Origin of the sequence: Noviherbaspirillum sp. (genome assembly GCF_035944575.1) — a bacterium.
Lineage (GTDB): Bacteria > Pseudomonadota > Gammaproteobacteria > Burkholderiales > Burkholderiaceae_D > Noviherbaspirillum.
On sequence record NZ_DASZBA010000241.1, the window covers coordinates 1 to 26660 of the forward strand.

General features: G+C 53.7%; 22 protein-coding genes. 15 read left to right on the forward strand and 7 right to left on the reverse strand.

Going from position 1 to position 26660, the window contains the following annotated elements; genetic code table 11:
* Positions 1–272 precede the first annotated feature (272 nt).
* Positions 273–824, reverse strand: coding sequence for an acyloxyacyl hydrolase (locus tag VGU61_RS19325; protein WP_326860909.1), 552 nt, complete (start codon positions 822–824; stop codon positions 273–275).
* Between the two features lie 118 nt (positions 825–942).
* Positions 943–1827, reverse strand: coding sequence for an SMP-30/gluconolactonase/LRE family protein (locus tag VGU61_RS19330; RefSeq protein ID WP_326860910.1), 885 nt, complete (start codon positions 1825–1827; stop codon positions 943–945).
* Between the two features lie 311 nt (positions 1828–2138).
* Between VGU61_RS19330 and VGU61_RS19335 the strand changes: the two genes are divergently transcribed.
* Entirely contained in the window at positions 2139–3947 is a 1809-nt protein-coding gene (locus tag VGU61_RS19335) for an ABC transporter ATP-binding protein/permease (RefSeq protein ID WP_326860911.1), read from the forward strand.
* A gap of 42 nt (positions 3948–3989) precedes the next feature.
* Positions 3990–4754, forward strand: coding sequence for a DUF3047 domain-containing protein (locus VGU61_RS19340; protein ID WP_326860912.1), 765 nt, complete (start codon positions 3990–3992; stop codon positions 4752–4754).
* A gap of 11 nt (positions 4755–4765) precedes the next feature.
* On the opposite strand, the gene VGU61_RS19345 is transcribed toward VGU61_RS19340, so the two are convergent.
* Entirely contained in the window at positions 4766–5128 is a 363-nt protein-coding gene (locus tag VGU61_RS19345) for a DUF1304 domain-containing protein (RefSeq protein WP_326860913.1), read from the reverse strand.
* Between the two features lie 26 nt (positions 5129–5154).
* A complete protein-coding gene (locus tag VGU61_RS19350; RefSeq protein WP_326860914.1) occupies positions 5155–6348 on the reverse strand; it encodes a M20 aminoacylase family protein in 1194 nt (397 codons plus the stop codon).
* Between the two features lie 193 nt (positions 6349–6541).
* Here VGU61_RS19350 and VGU61_RS19355 point away from each other — a divergent pair, with 193 nt between their 5' ends.
* The 3 genes from VGU61_RS19355 (at position 6542) to VGU61_RS19365 (ending at position 11936) form a co-directional block, all read left to right on the forward strand.
* Positions 6542–8626 carry a molybdopterin oxidoreductase family protein gene (locus VGU61_RS19355; RefSeq protein WP_326860915.1) on the forward strand — a complete coding sequence of 695 codons (2085 nt, stop codon included), beginning with the start codon at positions 6542–6544 and terminating at the stop codon, positions 8624–8626.
* A gap of 194 nt (positions 8627–8820) precedes the next feature.
* A complete protein-coding gene (locus VGU61_RS19360) occupies positions 8821–9912 on the forward strand; it encodes an aminopeptidase (RefSeq protein ID WP_326860916.1) in 1092 nt (363 codons plus the stop codon).
* Between the two features lie 341 nt (positions 9913–10253).
* Entirely contained in the window at positions 10254–11936 is a 1683-nt protein-coding gene (locus VGU61_RS19365; RefSeq protein WP_326860917.1) for a long-chain fatty acid--CoA ligase, read from the forward strand.
* A gap of 72 nt (positions 11937–12008) precedes the next feature.
* Here the strand turns inward: VGU61_RS19365 and VGU61_RS19370 are convergent, their stop codons facing one another.
* Positions 12009–13613 (reverse strand): alkaline phosphatase D family protein, encoded by a 1605-nt coding sequence (locus VGU61_RS19370; RefSeq protein WP_326860918.1) that lies wholly within the window; start codon positions 13611–13613, stop codon positions 12009–12011.
* A gap of 31 nt (positions 13614–13644) precedes the next feature.
* Positions 13645–14067: an acyl-CoA thioesterase gene (locus VGU61_RS19375; RefSeq protein WP_326860919.1), complete on the reverse strand. Its 423-nt coding sequence runs from the start codon at positions 14065–14067 to the stop codon at positions 13645–13647.
* Between the two features lie 157 nt (positions 14068–14224).
* Here VGU61_RS19375 and VGU61_RS19380 point away from each other — a divergent pair, with 157 nt between their 5' ends.
* From VGU61_RS19380 to VGU61_RS19425, 10 genes are all read left to right on the forward strand, one after another.
* Complete coding sequence (locus tag VGU61_RS19380) at positions 14225–16075, forward strand: ABC transporter ATP-binding protein/permease (protein WP_326860920.1); 1851 nt, start codon at positions 14225–14227, stop codon at positions 16073–16075.
* Between the two features lie 75 nt (positions 16076–16150).
* Positions 16151–17137: a LysR family transcriptional regulator gene (locus tag VGU61_RS19385; protein WP_326860921.1), complete on the forward strand. Its 987-nt coding sequence runs from the start codon at positions 16151–16153 to the stop codon at positions 17135–17137.
* A gap of 187 nt (positions 17138–17324) precedes the next feature.
* Positions 17325–18611 carry a Glu/Leu/Phe/Val dehydrogenase gene (locus VGU61_RS19390; protein WP_326860922.1) on the forward strand — a complete coding sequence of 429 codons (1287 nt, stop codon included), beginning with the start codon at positions 17325–17327 and terminating at the stop codon, positions 18609–18611.
* Positions 18612–18819: 208 nt separating this feature from the next.
* Positions 18820–19728 carry an amino acid ABC transporter substrate-binding protein gene (locus VGU61_RS19395; protein WP_326860923.1) on the forward strand — a complete coding sequence of 303 codons (909 nt, stop codon included), beginning with the start codon at positions 18820–18822 and terminating at the stop codon, positions 19726–19728.
* 174 nt (positions 19729–19902) lie between these two features.
* Positions 19903–20814 carry a transporter substrate-binding domain-containing protein gene (locus tag VGU61_RS19400; RefSeq protein WP_326860924.1) on the forward strand — a complete coding sequence of 304 codons (912 nt, stop codon included), beginning with the start codon at positions 19903–19905 and terminating at the stop codon, positions 20812–20814.
* Positions 20815–20990: 176 nt separating this feature from the next.
* A complete protein-coding gene (locus tag VGU61_RS19405; RefSeq protein ID WP_326860926.1) occupies positions 20991–21743 on the forward strand; it encodes an amino acid ABC transporter permease in 753 nt (250 codons plus the stop codon).
* Positions 21744–21745: 2 nt separating this feature from the next.
* Complete coding sequence (locus VGU61_RS19410) at positions 21746–22438, forward strand: ABC transporter permease subunit (RefSeq protein WP_326860927.1); 693 nt, start codon at positions 21746–21748, stop codon at positions 22436–22438.
* A gap of 39 nt (positions 22439–22477) precedes the next feature.
* Positions 22478–23203 carry an amino acid ABC transporter ATP-binding protein gene (locus VGU61_RS19415; protein WP_326860928.1) on the forward strand — a complete coding sequence of 242 codons (726 nt, stop codon included), beginning with the start codon at positions 22478–22480 and terminating at the stop codon, positions 23201–23203.
* 122 nt (positions 23204–23325) lie between these two features.
* The gene (pyrC, locus tag VGU61_RS19420) at positions 23326–24384 is read left to right on the forward strand and encodes a dihydroorotase (protein WP_326860929.1); all 1059 of its coding nucleotides are present in this window, start codon (positions 23326–23328) and stop codon (positions 24382–24384) included.
* A 63-nt stretch (positions 24385–24447) separates the two neighbouring features.
* Positions 24448–25272, forward strand: coding sequence for a DUF3025 domain-containing protein (locus VGU61_RS19425; protein WP_326860930.1), 825 nt, complete (start codon positions 24448–24450; stop codon positions 25270–25272).
* Between the two features lie 105 nt (positions 25273–25377).
* Here the strand turns inward: VGU61_RS19425 and VGU61_RS19430 are convergent, their stop codons facing one another.
* The gene (locus VGU61_RS19430; RefSeq protein ID WP_326860932.1) at positions 25378–26388 is read right to left on the reverse strand and encodes a porin; all 1011 of its coding nucleotides are present in this window, start codon (positions 26386–26388) and stop codon (positions 25378–25380) included.
* Between the last annotated feature and the right edge of the window lie 272 nt (positions 26389–26660).

The window sequence follows — 26660 nt, forward strand, 5'->3', positions numbered from 1 at the left end:
CATCACCCGGCACCGAACGCAACCCGCTGCACGCCATTAGCGATAGACGATCTCATCGAACAATCCAACCTGGATGATGCAATCGGCCGCTTCCGCATCAATGTCGGACGCGTCATCTTCGCGCACCGCCGTGATAATGATCAGTGCGGTGCCAACTTAGCATCGAAAGTGCGATGAATTGCAATTGCGACAGTACTGTAGTGCGAAATCTCCGTAGGACAAGGCAGAAGGTGAAATGGTCGTTGGAATATCTGTAACCGAAATTCGCTAAATCAATCTAGTGGGTAGCGAGCTTGAAGAATCAAAAAGTCCACGCCGCTATTTGGTTTCTTGAATCCACCATTTGAAAAATGCTGAAATTTAATACTCACATCGATGCCGCTCTGAAAAACATATCCCGCAGCTAATTGGTCGCCGAATTGAAGACGGGTAGACAGCTTTTGATCATTGTTATCATATAAGTCTGATAGAAAATAGCCGCCAATGCCTAGTTCAGCATACGGCCCTCGGCGACTGTCGCGTTGAAACCTGAAGACTGGCGTAAGGCCAATGGCGAACAAATTCTGCTTCCGTCCATCGATGTTCTGAAATTTGTTTCCTCGCCAAGATGCGAGATCCAAATTCCAGTATCCACCAATGTGCGTTCCATTAGATTTCCACCACTCTTTTTCCCATTTCCATTGAGCGGCAGCACGCACCATTTTTGTTCTGTCCCCAGAACCGAACTCCATTGATACAGAATCTATGGCATGCGCCGGTTGGCATAAGACGGTGAAGAGAACGCCTAAGCTAATGAACCTGTGCAAAAGCTGATTCACCTCCATGCTTCCCCCTGTAATAGAAGTAAATGTGTGTTAACCGTCAAGAGCGGCCCTACTGCAAAATGCAAACTAAAAACGAATAGTTAAGATACGACTTTACGGACCTAATCTTCCGCTCTAATTAAGCAAGATAAGCAGAATCAGGTTTTCCTGGTACGTCTGTTTTAAAAGAAAGTACATATCCCGAAAGCGGATATTCTGCCAGTTCGCGATCCGGCCTGTTATTACGTGCAGTGGTTATATAGACGGTGCATAAGTCCTCGCCACCAAAGGCGAGCATGGTTGGGCATCTAAGAGGCAACTGAATTTGTCGAAGAATTTCACCCTTGGGTGAAAATCGAATCAACTGCCCACCCTCGTACATCGCACACCAATAACAATCTTCACTATCAACAGCGGCGCCGTCTGGCCTGCCGCCATAATTGTGTGACTTGTCAGTTGAAAACTGCTTGAATAGCCTACCCTGCCCGATCACGCCGTTTTCAAGATCAAAGTCATAGGCAGTAATTCGGTGTGCCGTGGTATCTGCGTGATAAAGCGTCCGCTGATCGATGCTAAACGCTACACCGTTCGACACGGTGACCGGGTTGCCAACGCGTCGGACGATGCCTCGTTCGACACAGTAAAGCGAAGCCAATGGTTGATCCTTCGGTTCATAGAGTGTACCTGCCCATAGTCGTCCCATTCCATCGCAGCGACCATCATTGAAACGCATTTTGCTTGCGTCGTAGGGCGCGTCCGCAACATGAGCCAGTTCGCCCGTGCTGGTGTCGAGCAGTGCTACCCCCGACCGCATCGCGACAAGAAGAGCACCTGATTCGCAGCGTGCGATGCAGCCTGGTTCGGAAGGTAACGACCATGACGAATGGCAGCCGGTACCTGGCGTATGCCGGTGAACCGTCTTGCCTGTGATGTCAATCCAGTACAAGGACGATTCATTCTCATGCCACAGGGGACTTTCTCCAAGCAGCATGGGCTTGTCGTACAGCACATCGAAGTCGGCCATGATCGCATTACGAGAATGAAGTATATGGAGAGCATATTATGCATCAAACAACATTTCCCGCCGTGCGTAGTAAGCATGTCCTTTCATTTCGATCAAAGAAAATACGAATGCAGGCGACCGGACTTTTCCCAAAAAAGCATTAAGTGCTCCAGTAGCATCACGATAGGCAAATTCGCCAACGGCATTGGCTCGGCATGACATAACGGAGGCCAGAGTACAAATCTGAAGCAACGCGTAGTCACGACAATTGCACCATCGCGTAGGATGTCGGCATTTCCAATTCCAATAACTTCCGTGTCGAGCAACTCACGATGAAAAGTCTGTCTTCAGAACACACTAATTGGCGCGCAGTCTGGCACCTAATCAAACCTTACTGGAGTTCGGAGGAGAAATGGAAAGCACGCGGATTGCTCGTCACGGTAATAGGACTTGCATTGGGCATGGTGTACCTGAATGTTCTATTCAATGACTGGAACCGCGACTTTTACAACGCGCTTGAAAATAAAAACTTCGACGCATTCAAAAGTCAGCTCTGGCGCTTTTCCTACCTCGCCTTCATCTACATTGCCGTAGCAATCTACCGTATCTACCTGACCCAGGCATTGGAAATCAAATGGCGCACATGGCTCACGCACCAATACATGGATGAATGGCTTGCCAATCAAGCTTACTATCGAATCGAGCAAACACGCAGCGCTGACAACCCTGATCAACGGATTGCCGAAGATTTGCGCTTGTTGACCAATGGTTCGCTTTCACTTTCACTTGGCTTACTGTCAAGTGTTGTCACGCTGGTGTCGTTTATCGGAATCTTGTGGTCGGTAAGCGGGCCGCTTGCATTGATGCTGGGCGATCGGGAGTGGGTCGTTCCAGGCTACATGGTGTGGTTTGCCATAGCGTATGCGGGAATTGGCTCATTGCTCGTATGGTGGATAGGCAGGCCGCTAGTAGAACAGGAATTCCATCAGCAACGGTTCGAAGCGGATTTCCGATTCGGGTTGATACGCATCCGGGAAAATGCGGAGTCGGTTGCGCTATATCGTGGCGAGTCGCAAGAGCATATTCAGCTTACGAGCCGATTCGAGCGCATTCGGGCCAACTGGTGGAACATCATGATTACCACCAAACGCTTAAACATTGCGTCCACCTTCTATGCCCAATTTGCGACGATCTTTCCTTTTCTGGTCGGCGCGCCAAGATATTTTTCCGGTGCGATTACCTTGGGTGGGCTCATGCAAATCAGTTCCGCGTTCGGTCAAGTGCAGGAAGCCTTGTCATGGTTCATCAATGCATTCAGCGCTCTGGCGAGCTGGAAGGCGAGCGTCAACCGGTTAGCAGGGTTTCACGCCGCAGTAGACCAAGCGCGCGGTCAGGAATTCGGAATTTCGGTGACCCGGAATAATGTGGGCGCGATCCTGATCGACAAAGTGACTTTGCGTTTGCCAAATGGCCACACACTGACCACGCCGCTTACGGCTGAAATCCACATCGGCCAGCATATCTTGGTCAGCGGCCCGTCGGGGTGCGGTAAATCCACACTGTTCCGGGCGATTGCCGACATCTGGCCATATGGCGCGGGAAGCGTTGAAATCCCGAAGAAAGCCAGGATTTTATTCCTGCCACAGAGAGGTTATCTGCCGATCGGCACCTTGCGGGAAGCTATTGCCTATCCGGCGCCTGAAAGTGCCTACAAGGATCTGGCGGTTCTGCATTATCTGGATCTGTGCAAATTGCCGCATTTAAAAGACAAGCTCGATTTACCGGACAACTGGAGCCAACGCCTTTCGCCAGGAGAGCAGCAGCGGCTGGCATTTGTTCGAGTTTTGCTCACCCGGCCGCAAATATTATTTCTGGACGAAGCGACGAGTGCGCTTGATGGCGCAACGGAAGATGCACTATACGAACTTGTAATGAAAGAATTGCCTGAAGCGGCAATCGTCAGTATCGCGCACCGGGAAGCTGTTGCGAAATACCATCATATTCGTTGGCAGTTTGTACCTGAACCGCCAGACCCGGTGCGCACAGATGATGAACCTCAGGCAACGCGCTATACAATTCTGGCATCTACGCTCCAGCGCCAAGGCGCGAAAGGTACAAATGAGTACGCGGGCAAAGAGTAGAGCGGGCGGGTGCCATCGGCCTTCATCAGTGGAAAAGATACCATGCATCGATTGATTATTTCGTCCGGACTGCTGCTGGCATTAAGCGGATGCGCATTGCAGCCGAAGACAATCAATGCCGAGAAGGCAAAGCCCGCGCCCTCGAATGCCGAATCGATTCTGTTTTCGTCGAATAAGGCAGGCGGACTGCCGGAAGGCTGGACGCCGCTGGTTATCCTGCGTTCTAAAAAACCAACCAGCTATCAGCTAATAACCAAGCAGAAGCAAACGGTTCTTCATGCCCATGCCGAAAATGCATCATCGGGCTTGATGCGCGATGTCGATATTGATCTTTCGGAAAAGCCATGGATCTCGTGGCGGTGGAAGATCTCCAATCTGATCCAGCGCGCAGACAACTTCGAACGTTCCACCGAGGACTCGCCGGTTCGCATCATTCTCGGGTTCGATGGCGACAAGGATAGTTTGCCGTTCGCGGATCAGATTGCCTTCGAGACCGCCAGGACCCTGACCGGGCATGAATTTCCCTATGCAACGCTGATATATATCTGGGAAAACAAGGCGCCGGTCGGAACGATCATTCCGAATGCCCGAAGCAAGCGGGTGCAAATGGTAACGGCGGCAAGCGGCTCCAGCGGTATCGGCGAGTGGCGTGAATTTACCCGTAACGTCGTCGAGGATTTCGAAAAGGCGTTCGGTGAGAAACCGGGCAAACTGATCCGGATTGGTGTGCTGACCGATACCGACAATACCGGTGAGTCAGTGGAGGCATGGTACGGCGATATCCAGCTGCAAAAGCACAAGGATTGAACGCGCCAGCATCACATAAAATTTTTTGCCCCGAACAGCAGCGCCAATGCAATCACTCCCGGCAGGGCCTGGATATACAGAATAGAGCGCTTCGCCGTCATGCCTCCGTACAATCCTGCAACCAGCACGCAGGCAGCGAAAAACACCTTGACCGACCAGTCACCGCTCAATAGTCCCCATATGAGGCCGGCGGCGAGGAATCCGTTATACAAGCCTTGATTGGCGGCCAGAACCTTCGAATCCTCTGCCACTTGTGCGGTTATCCCGAAGGTTTTGCGTCCCACTGGATGCGTCCACAAAAACATTTCCAGAACCAGAATCCATATGTGGAGGACTGCAATCAGCCCGATCACAATGTTGGCCAGCAGATCCATGCCTCTCCTCCAAGTTATAAGGCGCGTTATTGCTGCCGCAAGTACGCTTCGGCCAATTTCACCCAGTAAGTCGCTCCGATGGGCAGTAACTCGTCGTTGAAGTCATAGCTGGGATTGTGAAGGTTGCATGGTCCCAGGCCATGGCCGGCAACACGATGATCGCCTTCGCCGTTGCCAATGAAAACATAGCAGCCACGCTTCTCCTGCAACATGAAAGCGAAGTCTTCCGCGCCCATGGTTGGCTCCACTTCGGCATTCACGTTCTTCTCGCCTACAACACCTTTCATGACCTCCGCCGCAAATGCTGCTTCTTCCGCATGGTTGATGAGCGGAGGATAGTTGCGCTTGAACTGGAAATCGACCTTCGCATCGAAGGCCGCCGCGGTGTGTTCGGCGATTGTCCGCATGCGTGTCTCGATCAGGTCGAGTACCTCGGTGGTGAACGTGCGCACCGTGCCAATCAGCGTCGCCTCGTCCGGAATGATGTTGGTCGCACTGCCGGCGTGGATTTGCGTAATCGACAATACGCCCGAATCGAGCGGACTCTTGTTGCGCGTGATGATGGTTTGCCAGCTTTGCGCAATCTGAACAGCAATCATGATCGGGTCGATGCCCTTGTGCGGTTGTGCCGCATGCGCGCCTTTTCCCTTGATCGTCACTTCGAACTCATTCGACGACGCCATCATCGGTCCGGGCGTGACGCCGAAGGTGCCGACCGCAGCGCCGGGCCAGTTATGCATGCCGAACACCGCGTCCATCGGGCATTGTTGAAACAGACCGTCCTCCATCATCCGGCGCGCGCCGCCGCCGCCTTCCTCGGCTGGCTGGAAAATGACATAAACCGTACCATCGAAGTCGCCATGCGCGGAAAGATGCCTGGCCGCGCCCAACAGCATTGCAGTATGCCCATCGTGTCCGCAAGCATGCATTTTGCCAACGTGTTTCGATGCATGGGAAAAGGTATTGATTTCCTGTACAGGCAAGGCGTCCATATCGGCACGCAATCCGACGGCACGAGTGGCGTTTCCCTTCTTGATTACGCCTACCACTCCGGTGACGCCAAGGCCGCGTATTACGGGGATGCCCCATTCGGTGAGTTTGCGCGCTACAACGTCGGCCGTTCTGTGTTCTTCAAAACATAATTCCGGATGTGCATGGATATCCCTGCGGATTTGCTGGAGTTCGGAAGCGAGTTCAACGATTGGGTCGATTAGGTGCATAGTTATCTCCGTGCTGCATGGTGGAAAACAGCATGGTTAATGTTTCCTGTGTTCAATTTTCTGTGCGAATCTGAACGCTTTCGGCACATAGCTCGCCGCAGTCACAAAGCGCAGGGCGCTGTCGAAGCGTTGCTCGCGGGCTCGAATAAGGTACAGTAGTATGCTGCTGTCCATACCGATTCCAGAGCATTTTATGACCACTTCAATTGTTCGCGCCACGTGCCCCCATGATTGCCCTGACACCTGTGCGCTACTGGTCACAGTGCAGGACGGCGTTGCCACGGAAGTACGCGGCGATCCTGAGCATCCTACTACAGCCGGCGTACTGTGCACCAAGGTCTCGCGCTACACCGAACGCACTTATCATCAGGAGCGACTGCTCTATCCGATGAAGCGGATCGGAAAAAAGGGTGAAGGAAAATTCACCCGCATCAGCTGGAATGAAGCACTGGATACGATCGCCAATCGCTTGAAGGCTGCTGCGGCAAAGCATCCCGAATCGATTTTGCCCTACAGCTACGCTGGTACCATGGGCATGGTGCAGGGCGAATCCATGGCGGCGCGGTTCTTTCATAAGCTGGGCGCCTCATTCCTGGATCGCACGATCTGCAGCATGGCCGGCGGCGTCGGCTATCGCTACACGATCGGTGCGCGCATCGGTACCGACCTCGAGCAATTCCAGTCAGCCAAGCTGATCCTGATATGGGGAGGTAATCCGATCGCATCCAATCTGCATTTCTGGATGCGCGCTCAGGAGGCGAAGCGCAATGGTGCGAAACTGATAGCAATCGATCCGTATCGTTCACTCACCGCCGAAAAGTGTCATCAGCACATTGCCCTGTTGCCGGGTACTGATTCGGCCTTGGCGCTTGGCATGATGCATGTGCTGATCAAGGAAGGTCTTCTGGATCGCGACTATATTGCGCGTCATACAATCGGGTTCGATCAATTGGCGCAACGTGCTGCGGAATGGACGCCGCAACGTACTGCCGACACCTGCGGGATTACCATCGACGAGGTTGTGCAATTGGCACGTGATTACGGCGAAACTGCGCGAAGCGGGGCGGCGGTCGCCATTCGTGTCAATTACGGCATTCAGCGTGTGCACGGCGGCGGCATGTCGGTACGCAATATTGCGTGCCTGCCCGCATTGGTTGGCGCTTGGCGCCATGCGGCCGGTGGGATTCAGTTATCTTCATCAGACACGTTTCCGCGAAATGTCGCTGCTCTGCAGCGACGGGACTTGTTGCCTGCGGGCGCCAAGCCGCGCACGATCAACATGAGCACCATCGGCGACGATCTTCTGCGCGATACCTCGCCGGAGTTCGGTCCGAAGATCGACGCCGTAATCGTCTATAACGCCAATCCTGTCGCAGTGGCGCCCGAGTCATCAAAGGTGGCGCAAGGTTTCGCCCGCGAGGATTTGTTCACCGTCGTGCTGGAACATTTTCAAACCGATACCGCCGATTATGCGGATATTCTGCTGCCGGCAACAACGCAGTTGGAACATGTCGACGTCCACGCCGCTTATGGCCATACCTACATGATGGCAAACAATGCGGCGATCGTCCCCATGGGTGAGGCGAAACCGAATACAGAAATCTTCCGTTTGCTCGCAAGCCGAATGGGATTCGACGAGCCTTGCTTCAGCGACAGCGACGATGCGATTGCAAGAGAGGCGTTCAACAAGAGCGATGTCCGGGCAATTCACTTCGATTGGGATTCGCTCAAGCAGCGCGGCTGGCAAAAACTGAACGTACCCGATGCACCGTTTGCTCATGGAGGCTTTCCCACGCCAAGTGGGAAGTGCGAGTTCTATTCCGAGACGATGAAGAAGGACGGCCTCGATCCATTGCCCACGTATATTCCTCCCTATGAGTCGGTGGCCAGCAATCCAAAGTTGGCAAAGCGCTATCCGCTTGCCATGATCTCCCCGCCTGCGCGCAACTTCCTCAATTCCACTTTCGTCAACGTGCAGAGTTTGCGCAGTACGGAAGGAGAGCCGCATCTTGACATTCATCCTATTGACGCTGCCCAACGCAGCATCGAGAATGGTGACCGGGTACGTATCCATAACGACCGCGGCTCATTCGAGGCGAAAGCTAGAGTGACTGGCAAGGCACGTCAGGGACTGGTTGTCGGCTTGTCCATCTGGTGGAAAAAGTTTTCCGCCGACGGAAAGAACGTCAATGAAGTAACAAGTCAGCGGCTAACCGATATGGGGAAAGCGCCGACTTTTTACGATGTGCTGGTAGAAGTGGAAAAGGTAAGAAGCTAAGAGCGTGCGGCAACGCGTTTTCAATGTTGTTGCACCGCCTCGCCATGCGGATCAATGTTGTCGGCAACTCGCCGATCAAGAGATCGTTACAGTGATGCTGCGCTTGTTTTTCATCATGCTTTAACAGCTTCCCGGAACCACCTCGTACACCTGATCCGCCGAGAGGCATGGTATGAATCAGACATAAGGTTGACATGAAAACGAAGTGGCGGGTGTTGGCATTCAGCGGCTTGACGGCATTGATCGTTGGCTGCTCTCATCTGGGGTATTACGTACAGGCGGCACATGGGCAGTTCTCGCTGCTCGCAGAAGCAAAGCCGATTGAAGATTGGCTGTCCGATCCGGAAGTCAGCGGCACTCTCAAAGACAAACTCACCAAGGTACAGGAAATCCGGCGTTTCGCCGCGCGCGAACTCGCGCTCCCGGATAATGAAAGTTACAAAAGCTACGCCGACTTGAAGCGACCCTACGTGTTGTGGAATGTGGTCGCGACGGAAGAATTTTCCTTGAAGCCAATGAAATGGTGCTTCCCGGTTGCAGGTTGTGTCAATTACCGCGGGTACTACAGCAAGGAAGACGCGATGGCTTATGCAGCCGAGCTGCGCGCTCAGCGCTACGATGTGCAGGTGGGCGGCGTGCCCGCCTATTCAACGCTGGGATTTTTCAACGATCCCGTGCTCTCGACGTTCATCAAGTATCCGGAAGGCGAGCTTGCCCGTCTGGTATTTCATGAACTGGCACATCAGGTCGTCTATGCACAAGGTGACACCCGGTTCAACGAGGCATTCGCAGTCGCGGTCGAAGAGGTCGGCGTCGAGCGCTGGCTGGAGAAGTATGGCGACGAAAAAATGCGCAATTCCTACAAGGATTATCAACGCCGCAAAGAAGGCTTTCTGGCATTGCTGACCAAATGCCGGAACGAGCTTGAAGAAAACTACGAACGCGATGTCGACGCACAGGAAAAGCGGAGGAGAAAAGCAGAAATATTCGAAGGTCTCAAGGCGCAGTATCAGGTCTTGAAAGCGCAGTGGGGCGGTTACGGCGGATATGATCGCTGGTTTGCGGAACCATTATCCAATGCGCACCTCTCGGCCATTTCCACTTATCACGACCTCGTCCCCGGCTTCCGTGCATTGCTCGCAAGGGAGAAGAGCCTCGACAAGTTTTATGCCGCTGTCCGTAACCTGTCGTCTCTCGATAAGGAACAGCGCCACGAGCAACTAGCTGGTCTGGCAAGGTCCCAGCAGATGGCGACCGAGAGCGTCGAGGCCCGCCTGTCTCGCTGAAACCGACGAGCATATCCAATTCCTGCACCCGCACGATTCCCTGGATCGCAGTTTGTATGGCGGCACTTATTGTTGCGTCGCAATAAGTGCCTGCTCGCTAGAAGAAATCTTCAGATAACGTTCAAATCACTTGCACACAAGTGCACTGCCCGATAGCATCTACGTTGATAAAAATGAACCAAGTGTTCATTTATCCTTAAAGCTTCTAACAAAATGGCTTTGGCGTGATAAAAAGGCACCACCTTCGACGGTGTGCTTATCAAAATATTATTGCGCCGTCCTTCCCTCATTTTGTTAGACGTTCTTAACAAACTTAAAAAATCCAAAGCGAGAGGTAGACAATGGACAAATTTTGGCTTAAGTCATATCCACAAGGCGTGCCTGCAGAAATCGATTACACCCAATATCGATCGCTGGTGCATCTGCTGGAAGAGTCATTCAAGAAATATGCCGCACGCAATGCGTATGTTTGCATGGACAAGTTCATGACCTATGGGGAGGTCGATACACTGTCCAAAAAGCTTGGCGCATGGCTGCAGAGCAGGGGGCTGAAAAAGGGTGCGCGCGTCGCCCTGATGATGCCGAATGTATTGCAGTATCCGATCGCGATCGCCGCCGTTCTGCGTGCAGGTTATACGGTGGTCAATGTCAATCCGCTTTATACGCCACGGGAATTGGAGCATCAGCTCAACGATTCCGGAACTGAAGCAATCATCATTCTCGAGAACTTTGCGACGACCCTGGAGCAAGTCATTGCCAGGACAAAAGTCCAGCATGTGGTAGTCGCCAGCATGGGCGAAATGCTGGGCGGAATGAAGGGCACGATTGTCAACTTTGTCGTGCGTAATGTAAAGAAGATGGTGCCGGCATTCTCATTGCCGAACGCGATACGTTTCAAGCGTGCATTGGCGGAAGGTGCCGGCATGACCTTGAAGCCGGTCGAACTCGGTCATGACGACATTGCGTTCCTGCAGTACACGGGCGGCACCACCGGCGTCTCCAAAGGCGCGACGCTGACGCATCGCAATGTGATTGCGAACGTGCTGCAGAACGAGGCCTGGGCGCAGCCTTCCTTGAACAAGGAACCGAAAGTCGAGGCGCTGACCGTAGTGTGTGCATTGCCTCTCTATCATATCTTTGCACTTACCGCCTGCTGCCTGCTGGGAACCCGGCTTGGCGCGATGAACATTCTTATCCCAAATCCGCGTGATATTCCGGGCTTCATCAAGGAACTGGGCAAGTACAAGGTCAACATGCTGCCGGCGGTGAATACGCTCTATAACGGCCTGGTCAACCATCCGGATTTCAGCAAGCTTGATTTTTCGGCGCTGAAGATTTGCAATGGCGGCGGCATGGCTGTGCAGAAGGCAGTTAATGATAAATGGCTCAAGATCACCGGTTGCCCGATCATCGAAGGATACGGCCTGTCCGAGACCGCGCCGGTGGCAACCTGTAACCCGGGTGACGTGGAAGAATTCACCGGCACCATAGGACTGCCGATTCCATCGACGGATATCGCCATCCTCGATGATGACGGCAAACCGGTGCCGCTCGGTCAGCCTGGCGAAATCGCGATCCGTGGTCCGCAGGTCATGGTCGGCTACTGGAACCGCCCGGACGAAACCGCAAAAGTCATGACGCCGGACGGCTTCTTCAAGTCGGGTGATGTCGGCGTGATGGATGCGCGTGGTTTCGTGAAGATCGTCGATCGCAAGAAAGACATGATCCTGGTCTCGGGCTTCAATGTGTATCCCAATGAGATCGAAGGCGTGGTGGCAGCACATCCAGGGGTTCTGGAATGCGCTTGCATCGGTGTTCCGGACAATAATTCCGGCGAGGCTGTGAAGCTGTTCGTCGTTCGCAAGGATCCTTCGTTGACAGCCGAGCAGCTGATGGAATATTGCAAGGAGCAGTTCACTGCATATAAGAAGCCGAAGTACATCGAGTTCCGCGATGATCTTCCAAAGACCAACGTCGGCAAGATATTGCGGCGCGAATTGCGGGACGAAAAGAAAGCTGCATAAATTGTGTTGCGATAAAAAACCGCCTGCTATGTCAGGCGGTTTTTATTTCTGCCAGCCGGATCTCGTATAGGTTCAACCAGTGCGGACGGCACCGGCTTTGCCACTTTCAACCACAAAAGAAGCAAGCGTCGATATGCCCGAGTCCTTTTGGGACACGTCGTCCAGTGCCTGAAAACGTGCAGTGGAAGAAGCTGGCGTCAACTCCATGAGCAGGAAACCGCGCCGGTCGCTGCGGCCATATTGCAGGTGCGGGTTATTGGCGACGATTTGGTCCGTGATCGACTGTGCGCGTGAGCGGGAGGTGACCGACGTCCCGCAAAATTCGGTCGCGACGACCGGATTGTCGTTGGAAACCGGCCGGTTGAAATCCTGCCGCAGTTCAGCCGCATAAAACGTGTGAACATCCCCGGAAAGCACCACCGGATTGGCCAAGCGATGTTTCCTTATGTCGTTCAGCAGCCTGTCGCGGGAAGCGGGATAGCCGTCCCATCCATCATTCCAGAAACGGTCATCTTCTCGTGATTGTGCTGACGGTATATGCACTGATTGCGCCATCAGGGTTTGCTGCGCCAGCAGATTCCAGCGGGCTTTGGAGCGCACAAATCCATCCGCCAGCCAGGATTCCTGTTCGACACCCAGCAAGGAGCGCGTCGGTGACAGCCGTTCCGTGCAGTGCGTCGTGACAATATTTGATCCTCCTCTGCCAGATCGTTGGCATGCTTGATAGTCGCGGTACTGACGATTATCGAGCAGGTGAAATTGCGCCAGCCGGCCCCATTCCACACGATCGAAAATGCGCAGCTTCGAAAAATCATGTGCACCAGCGGGGCGCGGTGCCAACCTGATGGGCATATGCTCATAGAAGGCCTGATAGGCGGCAGCGCGGCGTGCCATGAAGCTGCCGCCAAGCCGTTCATCCCGGTCGTTTGCGTAATCATTCGCTACCTCATGATCGTCCCATGTCACGATCCATGGCGCTGCATGATGTGCGGCCTGCAAATGAGGGTCGGATTTGTATTGGGCATAGCGGGTGCGGTAATCATTCAGCGTAATGGATTCGTCGCCGCGGCCGCTGGGAGAGTCGGGATGCTTGAGGTCGTATTGCCCACGCTCATAGATATAGTCCCCAAGAAAGGCCACCAGATCGGGCGCTTCCGCAGCGATGTGGCGATGCGCGGCATAGTGGCCGAAATCCCAATGCTGGCAGGACGCAACGGCAAATCGCATGCGGGCCGGAAGCACATCCGCGGCGGGGGCGGTGCGGGTGCGCCCGATTGGGCTGACAGCATCGCCAAGCATGAAGCGGTACCAGTACCATCGGTCCGGACGCAATCCGGTCACATCGACATGGACGCTATGCGCCAGTTCATGCAGCGCCGTAGCAACGCCATCGGCGACGATGCGCTTGAATGCCTCATCCTCCGCAACCTCCCATCGCACGGACAACGGTGCCCGCGTCACGGGTTCCGGATTGAGAGGCTCCGATAGAATGCGGGTCCAAAGCACGAAGCCGGTGTCGCGCGGTGAACCGGATGCCACGCCCAGAGTGAACGGATAAACGCTGGTCCGGGCCAGTGCAGCGCCGGGATAGGCGGCGGCAAGAGCCGCCAGGGACATCAGGCGGCCGGTGTGCGCGAGGAACAGCCTTCGTTCAGGAAGCATGGGAGCGGTTTGCATGGCGAGATGAGACGATGTCGGCAATGACGCGTCAGCTTTGCGACGTCAATGACGACAGTGGCGGCACAGGGCGCGGCTTCCGGTTTTCGTCCGTGGCGACATACGTCAATGTGGCTTCGGTCACTTTCACGGTTTCCGCCTGCAGGCGGTTGCGTTCGGCGAAAACCTCGACATTCACGGTGATCGATGTATTGCCGACCTTGACGATGTCGGCATAGAAAGAGAGAAGGTCGCCGACGAAAACCGGGTTCTTGAACACGAAGGAATTCACGGCGATCGTGGCGACCCGGCCGTTCGACCGGCGCACTGCCGGCAGCGAGCCTGCAATGTCAACCTGCGCCATGATCCATCCGCCGAACACGTCGCCATGGACATTCGCATCCGCCGGCATTGGCATGACGCGGAGTTGAGGTATTTTGCCGTCCGGCAGGCAGCCTTGATTGGTATTTGTCATTTTTCCTCCCACAATTGATTTGGTTTGATGCCCGTTGTGCCTGTCCTGCCTGCTGATAGTGTGTCTTGCCATGCTGCGCGACTGTTGAATATCAGGCCCTGGGCTACAATCTGCGGGACACAGCATAAACCATTCTAATTTCGTTTCCCATTCCTCCATGCGTCGCCACCCTGTTTCCTCGCCCGAACCCGCCGCCAATCAAGGCACGCGGAATGATTGGGCGACCCTAAAGACTTTATTGCCTTACTTATGGGAGTACAAGTGGCGTGTATTCCTTGCATTGCTTTTTCTCGTCGGCGCCAAATTCGCCAATGTGGGCGTGCCACTCGTACTCAAGGCGCTCATCGACCACATGACGATCAAGCCGGGCGATCCGCAGGCAGTGCTGGTATTGCCGATAGGGATTCTCATCGCTTACGGCGTGCTGCGTTTATGCACGACGCTTTTCACCGAAATGCGTGAATTCGTGTTTGCGAAAGTCACGCAGAGCGCAGTGCGCACAATCGCGCTGAAGGTGTTCCGGCACTTGCATGCCTTATCCCTGCGTTTTCACCTGAGCCGGCAGACCGGCGGCATGACGCGGGATATCGAGCGGGGCACACGGGGCATTTCGTCGCTGGTTTCCTACACCCTGTACAGCATCCTGCCGACCCTGGTAGAGGTTACACTCGTCGTGGGCTACCTCGTGCTCCACTACGACATATGGTTTGCAGTCATTGCCATTTCGGCACTGATTGTCTATATCGCCTACACCATCGCGGTTACGGAGTGGCGTACACACTTCCGCCGTACGATGAACGATCTGGATTCGAAAGCAAATATCAAGGCAATCGATTCGCTGATCAATTACGAGACCGTCAAGTATTTCGGCAATGAAGAATACGAGGCGAAACGCTACGATAAGAGCCTCGAAAGCTGGGAGACGGCGGCCGTCAAGTCGCAGACTTCGCTATCGTTCCTGAACACCGGACAATCGCTGATCATCGCGACGGCGGTGACGCTGATCTTGTGGCGCGCCACCCAGGGCGTCATTGACGGCACCATGACCTTGGGCGATCTGGTTCTGGTGAATGCCTTCATGATTCAGCTCTATATTCCACTCAACTTTCTTGGCGTGATTTACCGTGAAATCAAGCAGAGCATGGCGGATATGGAGAGATTGTTTTCGCTGCTCGATCAGCATCGCGAAATAGCTGACACTCCCGATGCCAAGCCGCTGGCAATCCATGGCGCTGAGGTCCGATTTTCACTCGTGAACTTCAGCTATGAAGCAAAGCGGCAAATCCTGTTCGACGTCGATTTCACCATACCGGCGGGCACCACGACTGCCGTCGTCGGGCATAGCGGGTCGGGAAAATCCACGCTTTCCCGCCTGCTTTTCCGGTTCTACGACATCGATTCCGGCAGCATTACGATTGATGGCCAGGACTTGAGGGATGTTACCCAGGCGTCACTGCGCAAAGCCATCGGCATCGTGCCCCAGGATACAGTATTGTTCAACGACACCATCGAGTACAACATCGCCTATGGCAAGCCTGGCGCGACTAAGGACGAAATCGTGGCTGCAGCAAAAGCGGCCTATATTCATGATTTCATCGAAAGCCTGCCGGATGGCTATGCCTCCATGGTCGGTGAGCGGGGACTGAAGTTGTCCGGTGGCGAAAAGCAGCGTGTAGCCATCGCAAGAACCTTGTTGAAAAATCCTTCCCTGCTGATTTTTGACGAGGCGACCTCGGCGCTTGATTCCAAATCTGAGCAGGCAATACAGGCGCAGTTGAAGGAAATTGCCAAGAGTCGGACAGCACTGGTCATTGCCCATCGTTTGTCGACCATTGCGGATGCCGCTCAGATCCTCGTGCTGGATCATGGCCGGATCATCGAGCGTGGCACCCATGCACAATTGCTGGAAGCCGACGGTGTGTATGCACAGATGTGGCAGCGCCAGCAAGCAAGAAAGGATAGCCCGCCAGCTTCTGACGATGTTGATATACGTTCGGCGCTTGCATAGCGAAGACGAGCAAACAAATTCGAGATTGTCTTTAGCCTGTTTTGCTTCCGGTATAAAACCTACTAACATAGCGTTATGGAAACCAAATGGTTGGAAGACTTTATCTCGCTTGCGGAAACGCGTAGTTTCAGCCGCTCCGCTGAACTGCGTCATGTGACCCAGCCAGCCTTTTCGCGTCGCATCCAATCGCTCGAAGCCTGGCTCGGTGCCGATCTGATCGATCGCACTTCGTATCCGACCAGGCTGACACCAGCTGGCGAAGTGTTCTATGAACAGGCACTCGAAATGCTGGGTCAAATCAATAACGCAAGAGCGTTGTTGCGCGGCAAGCGGCCAACTGCGCATGCCACTGTCGACTTTGCGGTTCCGCATACCCTGTCGCTGACGTATATGCCGAAGTGGATGACGGAACTTGAGGCGGGTTTCGGTATGTTGAACACGCGCCTGATTGCGCTGAATGTGCACGATGCGGTCATGACCATGGTTGAGGGCGGTTGCGACCTCCTGCTGTGCTACCACCATCCACGCCAGCCGGTCCAGCTCGATGCAAGCCGGTATGACATGATCACTCTTGGCAGCGAAGCATTGCGCGCCTATGCCCGCTGCAACAAGGCAGGTGTTCCGGACCTGTTGTTGCCGGGTACCGCAAAATCGCCGCTGCCTTTTCTTTCCTACACCAGCAATGCCTATCTGGGGCGCATGGTGGAACTGATCCTCTCGGATGCGAAGCGCCCCCTCCATCTCTCGAAACGCTATGAAACCGACATGGCCGAAGGCCTGAAAATGATGGCGCTGGAAGGACATGGCATCGTTTTTCTGCCCGAATCGGCAGTGACACGCGAAGTCAAGCAGCGCCAATTGGCCCGCGCCGACGCCGGTCAATCCGAATGGGAAGTGCATATGGAAATCCGTCTCTACCGTGAGCGGCCGACTTCCCAGCGACCCGGAAAGCCGGTTGTCGCACGTCTTTGGGATTATCTAATCCAACGCAATGAAGCCCAAACCAAGGCAAAAGCCCGCAAGCGCAAGGCGATGCATTCCAAGGAAATTATCGTTTCCTAGTTGCTGCTTTCCTGCAGGGAAGTGCCGTTGGGATTCCGTCGTCGGTGCGCACTTATGGCCAAGAAAGTATGTCTTTCTTGCATAGTTGCATGCCCACAAAGCATTGGATTGGGCAAGTAGTGTTGTTCTAGCATGTCCTACATCAAACGCGGCCAATCACATGGCCGCCAATACAAGGAGCAACCGCATGTCCATCCAACATGAAATCCCTTCCTATCTCACTCAGCACGAAATCGGCCCGTGGGGCGTGTATCTCGAGCAGATCGACCGTGTGACACCGTATCTCGGATCGCTGGCCCGGTGGGTGGAAACGTTAAAGCGGCCAAAACGTATTCTGGTTGTCGACGTTCCCATCGAGCGTGATGACGGAACGATCGCCCACTTCGAAGGCTATAGGGTGCAGCACAATACCTCACGTGGCCCAGGCAAAGGCGGCGTCCGGTTCCATCAAGATGTGACACTGTCCGAAGTCATGGCGCTGTCAGCTTGGATGACAGTAAAGAATGCGGCAGTCAATGTGCCCTATGGCGGTGCAAAAGGCGGTATCCGGGTCGACCCGAAAACCCTATCGTCCGGCGAACTTCAGCGAATGACACGCCGCTACACCAGCGAAATCAACATCATCATCGGCCCCCACAAAGACATACCGGCGCCGGACGTAAACACCAATGAGCAGATCATGGCATGGATGATGGACACCTATTCCATGAACCAGGGAAGCACGTCCTCCGGCGTTGTTACCGGCAAACCCATCTCGCTCGGCGGCAGTCTTGGCCGCAAGGAAGCGACCGGTCGTGGTGTGTTCGTTGTGGGCTGCGAAGCCGCGGCCAAACGTGGAATCGATATCAAAGGTTCAAGGGTGGCCATTCAGGGTTTCGGGAACGTCGGTGGCATCGCTGCCCGTCTCTTTGCGGAAGCCGGAGCAAAGGTCATTGCCGTGCAAGATCACATCACGACCGTTGTAAGTGAAGCGGGAATCAATGTGTCGGCACTGCAGGCACACGTGAATGCCACTGGTAGTGTTGCCGGCTTCGGCGGCGCCGAGACCTTGCATGACCGTGCCCGCTTTTGGGAACTCGACTGCGATATTTTGGTGCCTGCGGCTCTGGAGCAGCAAATTACAGAAGCCAACGCGAAAAATATCCGCGCAAAGATCATTCTGGAAGGCGCGAACGGGCCGACCATGCCTGCGGCGGACGATATCCTCCGCGAAAATGGCGTACTTGTCGTACCCGATGTGATTGCCAATGCAGGCGGTGTGACGGTGAGCTACTTCGAATGGGTGCAGGACTTTTCGAGTTTCTTCTGGACCGAGGACGAGATCAATCTGCGTCTTACCCGCATCATGCGCGAAGCGTTTGCCGCAGTGTGGCAGCTTGCGGAAGAGAAGAATGTGTCATTGCGTACAGCGGCATTTATCGTCGCCTGTACCCGTGTGCTGCAGGCCCGCGAGATGCGCGGTTTATATCCCTAACCAGAACGCGCAAGTATCTGTAAGCATGAGCGGCAGGCTGTCGAAGTCCTGCCGCTTTAAAAACTCCCACAAGAAAAAAGCGACTGAAAAAGTATCAGTTGTGGTTATCACGTATAGCAAGAGTGGCACATTATTTGCTATATAGAAACATGCCCTTTTGCAAATGGGCTTTGCTTTCTTGACCAATCCTGCATGAGCCGGAGACCTTATGCGCGCCACATTACACGTCACAAAACAAGCCATCAGAGCAGCTTTCTACACTACGCTGGGCCTGTTTCTCATGCCGTTGCATGCCGCTGAAACATTAGCAAAAATCCGCGATACTCAAACCGTCACGATTGCTTACCGCGAAGCATCCATTCCATTTTCCTATCTGGATGACAATAAAAAGCCGATTGGTTATGCACTCGATTTGTGCTTGAAAGTAGCCGATGCGATAAAGCGGGAATTAAAACTGTCGCATTTGAATATCAAATTCATTCCGGTGACGCCATCCAATCGCATCCCCGCGATTGTGGAAGGTAAGGCTGATCTCGAATGCGGTTCGACGACCAACAATGCCGAGCGAAGAAAGCAAGTGGCTTTTACCATACCTCACTTCGTCGCCGCAGCGCGCATGGTCGTGAGAACCGATTCGGGCATCAAAAACTGGTCGGATCTTCGGGATAAACGGGTTGTAACGACGAAGGGGACGACCACCGTCAAACTCCTCAATGACCGCGACAAAGTAAGGGCTCTCAGTCTGAAACTGGTTGAAGGCCGGGACCATGCCGAGTCGTTCAGCATGGTTGAGAAAGGCCTGGCTGAAGCGTTTCCGATGGATGACGTCCTGCTATTCGGGCTGCGCGCCAATGCACAATACCCTAATAACTTCACGGTGATCGGCGATGCGCTCTCGGCCGAGCCTTACGCGATCATGCTGCGCAAAGACGATCCGGCATTCAAAGCCGTGGTCGACCGCGAAATGGGCAGAATCGTCAATGATGGCGAAATCTATAAGCTTTACGATAAATGGTTCAAGAACCCGATTCCTCCCAAGGGTTTGAATATGAATATGCCGATGGGGCATCTATTAAGGGATATGCTGCGTTTCCCAACCGATAAAGTCGGAGATTGACGGGTAGGTAGTACGTACTAATGCGTAGTTGCAAGGGTCAACGACAGACTTCGGCAGGACGTTTTACTCGAGTGGGATTGATACCATCCAGATATCTCCACTTAGTTGTTATAGATAAGCTGTTAATACAAGGGTTTGTTACACTAGGCTGCACAATTTTTCTTAGGAGACGTTATGAAATTCTCGAAGTTTATTTCGGTTTTGGTCGCGGCTGGCGCGATTGCGGGTACGGCACAGGCGCAGGAAACCGGCACGCTTAAAAAAATCAAGGACACCGGCGGTATCACGCTTGGCGTTCGCGATTCCTCCATTCCTTTCTCCTATCTGGATGACAAGCAGTCTTATCAAGGCTATTCCATTGACCTGTGCATGAAGGTGGTCAGCGCACTGCAGAAGCAGCTCGGCATGTCGTCACTGAATGTAAAGATGAACCCGGTGACTTCGGCAACACGCATTCCACTGATGGCTAACGGTACGGTCGATCTGGAGTGCGGCTCCACGACGAACAATCTGGAGCGTCAGAAACAGGTGGCATTCGCACCAACCACCTTCGTCACGGCCAATCGCCTGCTCGCCAAGAAGTCATCAAATATCAAGTCCCTTGATGACATGAAAGGCAAAACGCTCGTCTCGACATCCGGCACATCCAACCTCAAGCAAGTGACCGCGCTGAACGGCGAACGCAATCTCGGCATGAATATCATGACCGCGAAGGATCACGCGGAAGCTTTCCTGATGGTAGAAACCGGCCGCGCGGTTGCATTTGCGATGGACGACATCCTGCTCGCTTCCCTGGCGGCCAGCTCCAAGTCCCCGGGAGACTATTCCATCACCAGCGAAGCCTTGTCGGTGGAGCCGTATGCAATCATGATGCGCCGCGATGATCCAGCGTTCAAGAAGGCAGTCGACGACGCGATCATTGCACTGTTCAAGTCCGGCGAAATCAATCGCTTGTATACCAAGTGGTTCCAGTCGCCGATTCCTCCAAAGGGTATCAACTTGAACATCCCGATGAGCGAACCGCTCAAGGCCGTCATCGCCAAGCCGACTGACTCCGGCGATCCTGAAACGTACAAAACGAAGTAACTTCACCACGGTAATAAACCAAACGGGGGGCTCGCGCCTCCCGTTTTATTTTTTGAAATCAAATTGCTGCTTTGCACAAAAAGCCGTCTGATAAGAATCGCAAGTAGTATCACTGTTTAATACCGCCTGCAGGGCAATGTACTGAAACAACGACTCTATACAGAGACGAGGGGAATATGAATTACAACTGGAACTGGCGCATATTTTGGGAGCCGTCGCCCGACGGTGTGGGTACGTACATGGATACCCTGATCTCGGGACTGACCTGGACCCTGGCCACCGCCATGGCGGCCTGGATTATGGCGCTGCTGCTGGGCATGGTGATCGGCACGATCCGCACCATGCCCAACCGAGTCGCCGCGGTCATTGCCAACGCCTATGTCGAATTGTTTCGCAACATCCCGCTGCTGGTGCAGATGTTCCTGTGGTATTTCGTCATGCCGGAACTTATGCCGGACCATATCGGCAACTGGCTCAAGGCCCTGCCCAATGCACCTTTCATCACTGCCGTCATCTGCCTGGGATTTTTCACCTCCGCGCGCGTGGCTGTGCAAGTCTCTGCCGGCATTAATGCTCTGCCGCGCGGACAGAAAATGGCGGGCACGGCACTCGGATTGACGCTGACGCAAACCTATCGCTACGTGCTCTTGCCAATGGCCTTTCGTATCGTTATCCCGCCATTGACCAGTGAGTTTCTAAATGTCATTAAAAACAGCGCCGTGGCCCTGACAATCGGCTTGATGGAGTTGACTGCCCGGGCGCGTTCAATGCAGGAATTCTCCTTCCAGGTCTTCGAAGCCTTCACTGCCGCCACTGTCATCTACATCATCGTCAATATCATCGTCGTCAACCTCATGCGCTTGCTCGAAAAACGCGTCGCCGTTCCCGGCTTCATCGTCTCCGGCAGCACTAACACCGGAGGTCACTGACCATGTTCGACAATTTCGATTTCGACGTCATTCAGCGGTCCTGGGTCTACCTTTTCCAGACCGGCATGGTTTTCACGTTGCAACTGACGGCGCTGGCCATGACCGGTGGCATCATCGTCGGCACCTTGCTGGCCATGATGCGCCTGTCGAGCAACAAACTCATCTCCGGCATTGCCACCACTTACGTCAACCTCATCCGCTCCATTCCCCTGGTTCTGGTGATTTTCTGGTTTTATTTCTTGGTGCCGTACATCGGCGCCTGGATCATCGGTGCTAACCAGCCCATCATGGTAGGGGCATTCACCTCGTCGCTGATCACCTTCATCATGTTCGAGGCGGCGTATTACTGTGAAATCATGCGTGCGGGTATCCAGTCGATCCCGCGCGGGCAGGTAGCTGCCGGCTATGCGCTGGGCATGAACTATCGCCAGACAATGAGCTTTATTGTGCTGCCGCAGGCATTTCGCAACATGATCCCGGTACTGCTGACCCAAACCATCGTGCTGTTTCAGGACGTGTCTTTGGTGTATGTGCTGTCGATTACTGACTTTGTTGGCGCCGCCTCCAAGGTGGCCCAGCGCGACGGTCGCCTGATTGAAATGTACCTGTTTGTTGCTGTGGTGTATTTCGTGCTGTGCTTTGGCCTGTCGCTGCTGGTCAGGAAGCTGCAGCAGCGTGTGGCGATTATCCGATAGTTTTCAATATAACCAGACCAGTACAGGCAGGAGAAAAACGTGATTGAACTGAAGAACGTAAGTAAGTGGTATGGCAACTTCCAGGTGTTGAACGATTGTTCCACCAAGGTTGCCAAAGGGGATGTGGTGGTGGTGTGCGGGCCGTCGGGATCGGGCAAGTCGACCCTAATCAAGACAGTAAACGGCCTGGAGCCATTCCAGAAGGGACAAATTCTGGTAGACAACATTTCGGTGGGCGATCCGAAGACCAACCTGTCGAAGTTGCGCGCGCGCATCGGCATGGTATTCCAGAGCTTCGAGCTGTTTCCCCACTTGTCGATCCGGGAGAACCTGACTATCGGGCAGGTCAAGGTATTGGGCCGCAGCATGGAAGAAGCCACAGAAAAGGGGTTGAAGTACTTGGACCGGGTGGGCCTGATTGCACAGAAAGACAAATTTCCGGGGCAACTGTCAGGAGGCCAACAGCAGCGGGTCGCCATCGCGCGGGCGTTGTCGATGGATCCGATTGCGATGCTGTTTGATGAGCCGACGTCGGCGCTGGATCCGGAGATGATCAATGAGGTGCTGGACGTGATGGTAGGGTTGGCGCAGGAGGGCATGACAATGATGGTAGTCACGCACGAGATGGGATTCGCGCGCAAGGTGGCCAATCGGGTGATCTTCATGGATGCGGGCGCCATTGTGGAGGATTGCACCAAGGATGAGTTCTTTGGCTCGCCACGCTCCGACCGCGCCCGCGACTTCCTCGCCAAAATCATTCACTAAGCATCACCGGCTGAAACGCAAGCCGTTTCGAGGTTGCCTCGAAACGGCTTTTTTATGCCGGTTCAAGAGAGAGGGAAGACGGCGAGAAGTTAAAATACGGCGATTCTGATGAAAGAGCCGACATGTTTGAAAAAACCTCATCCACTGCCACCAGCAGCATTACCCTGACACGCCCAGACGATTGGCATCTGCATTTGCGAGACGGCTCTGCCTTGGCCAGCGTTCTCCCGCATAGTGCCCGTCAGTTCGCAAGAGCAATCGTGATGCCAAACCTGAAGCCGCCGGTGACGACAACCGCACAGGCAAGCGGTTACCGGGAACGTATCCTTGCCGCGCTTCCAGCCGGTGTGCAATTTGAGCCGCTGATGACGCTGTACCTTACTGACAATACGCCGCCGGACGAAATACGTCGTGCCAAGGAGAGTGGTTTTATTCATGCGGTGAAGTTGTATCCTGCGGGGGCCACAACCAATTCAGACGCTGGCGTAACCGCTCTGGAAAAGTGCTACAGGACACTGGAGGTGATGCAGGAAGTCGGCATGCCGTTTCTAGTGCATGGGGAGGTAACCGACGCGGAAATCGATATTTTCGACCGTGAAGCCATTTTCATTGATCGAGTAATGGAACCCCTGCGGCGCGATATGCCTGCGCTCAGAGTTGTGTTTGAGCATATAACCACGAAGGACGCGGCGCAGTACATTGCCGAAGCGGACGGGCCGATTGCTGCCACCGTCACTGCACATCACCTGTTATATAACCGAAATGAAATCTTCAGAGGCGGCATCCGTCCACATTACTATTGTTTGCCTGTTCTGAAGCGTGAAGAGCATCGTCAAGCCTTGATCAAGGCAATTGCGTCCGGTAGTACCAAATTTTTCCTGGGAACGGATTCGGCGCCACATCCCAAGGGCCTGAAAGAACACGCCTGTGGCTGCGCAGGATGCTATACCGCGTTGCATGCGATGGAGCTTTATGCCGAGGCTTTTGAAAGGGCGAATGCGCTCGATAAGCTGGAGGCTTTTGCAAGTTTCAACGGGCCGGACTTCTATAAATTGCCCCGCAATAATGGCACGATCACCTTAACGAAAGAGGACTGGAAATTGCCTGATGAACTGCCGTTTGGCGATACAAGTATTGTGCCGCTGAATGCAGGAGAAACGATCTCCTGGAAAATGGCTTGAACGTATTCTTCTACAAGGTTCCAGGCTTTGATTGTCTTGTTGTGAACGAAGCTTATCCTACTGATGTGTAATCGATTCATTGATTTGATCAATTGGCAACAACCTTGGCTAGCCCCTTTTTCGCCTGTCGCTGACATTGCAACAAAATCAAATGACTGGATGCGTGCGATTAACGGAGCCTTTGCTTCATTGAATATATGCAATCATCGCGGCTTGCCGATCAAACTGGTACCACAGGCCGAGCTACCCCCAGACTGTGCTTATGAAACTTTTATCAGCAACACGGGCTCGGTGCCGACTCGAAAGAATCTGCACGATTTCTTTAACGCCCTCATGTGGTTGTCATATCCGAAAATCAAAGTTCGGCTAAATGAATTGCAGGCAGTGGAAATTCTCAGGACATCTACTGCCACGGCAGGCAATCACCATGTTGGCAAGCACACGCGAGGCAAGTTACGAGATGCTGCCACTATCTTTGACGAGAACGCTTCCTTGGTGATCGTCACCGATGAAAGCCAGGTAGTGGCGTTGCAGGAACATCAATGGCGTCAAATTTTTATCCAAAATCGTTCCACGTTCGGCAATACATGGGACGTCAACCTGTTGGGCCATGCACTGATGGAAAAGTTGGTGGTGCCCTATAAGGCAATTACTGCCCACGCATATATTGTCCGGGTCGACCACACCTACTTTGCACTTCCCCAGAAGCAGAGAATGCACTTCCTTGATAACCAAATTTCGCAGAGTCTTTCAGATAGTTTGTCTACTGCCGACTTCACTCCATTGCCTGTGCTGGGATTACCCGGATGGTGGCCGGAACAAAGCAATGATTTTTATGACGATGCTGCTGTATTCAGGTCAAAGAGGAAACTTCGTCTCTCGAATTGATACAGGATCATTCTGTTATAAGCAAATGACGCAAAAGAAAAGACACCCGCAGGTGTCTTTTTCTTTAGTTTCAACTAAACACAGGTGACTTGCACCTGTAAGTAATTAGAACTTGTGGCGAACGCCGACGTTGAACCAGTTCACATCCGGAACCGCTGGAGCATCGTTCTTCAGGCGGGAATAGGAAGTGTACAGATTTGTACGCTTGGACAGGTTATGAGTATAGCCAACGCCCCAGTAGTCAGCATCTGCTGTACCAGCGCCAAGACGGTCGTCGTGACGGGTATAAGATGCGATAACAGTGCCTGCACCGATAGGCGCGCTCACGCCAAGCATGGCATTGCGGCTATTGCCGGTACGTGTTGCGCCGAGTTCGTCGCGATTGACAGCAAATGCAGCATGGGCCTTAACGACGCGGAAGTCGTAAGTTGCGCCGAGCATGGCGGTACGAGAATCGCCAGTGCCAGCCGCGTTGTTTGCATCATGATATGCAAATACGGCGTTGATCGGACCATTTGCGTAACCGATCGACGCACCCAACTGGCTAGCAGCCGATGTGCTGCCTGCAACTTCACCCAGTCCGTAGGCGATTTGTGCATTGAAGCCGCCGATGGCCGGCGCGGAGTAGTTGATTGTGTTGTTCATACGAACGCCGTATGGACGGAAGCCAGGAGCAGCCGCTGTAGTGCCGCCGATCGCGATACCGCTTGCATCGCCAGTCAGGCCGGTGCCGAAAGGATCGATGGAATCGAGTGCGGTAAAGATTGGTGTCAGTTGACGACCAAACTTAACGGCACCAAAGCCGCCGCTCAAGCCAACCCAAGCTTGACGTCCAAACAGCAGACCGCCTTGGCCCAATGCACCATTATCAATATTGAAACCGTTTTCCAACGTGAAAATCGCAGCCAAGCCACCACCGAGGGATTCGCTGCCTTTGAAGCCAAGGCGGCTGCCGGATTGAATGCCGCTGTCCAAGCCCCAACGAGCTTCGGTCGTGTTTGTGTCGATGCGCTGGATGCCAACGTCAGCAATACCGTAGATCGTTACATTGGTTTGCGCAGAGGCTGCGCCTGCAAACGCGCCGAGGGCTGCGAGCGCGAAAATCGTTTTTTTCATTGAATAATCCCCAAAGGTTATCGAGCTAAGATTTATATGGTGCTTTCGACGTGGCCGCTGGTAGCGGTCGTCGAATTTATGCTTCGTAATCATTTAATTAAGAAGCTGGTGCTTATTTCATCAAATATCGAATCGAAGGACAAAGGTTATTTCTGATTTTCGGATGCTATTAATTTATTTGTGGTGGATTTGCAACGAAGTCGCCTGCATAAATGCGATATTTGCAACTTTTTATGCGATTCCTCATTCGCTCGAACAGATCGAGGTATTAC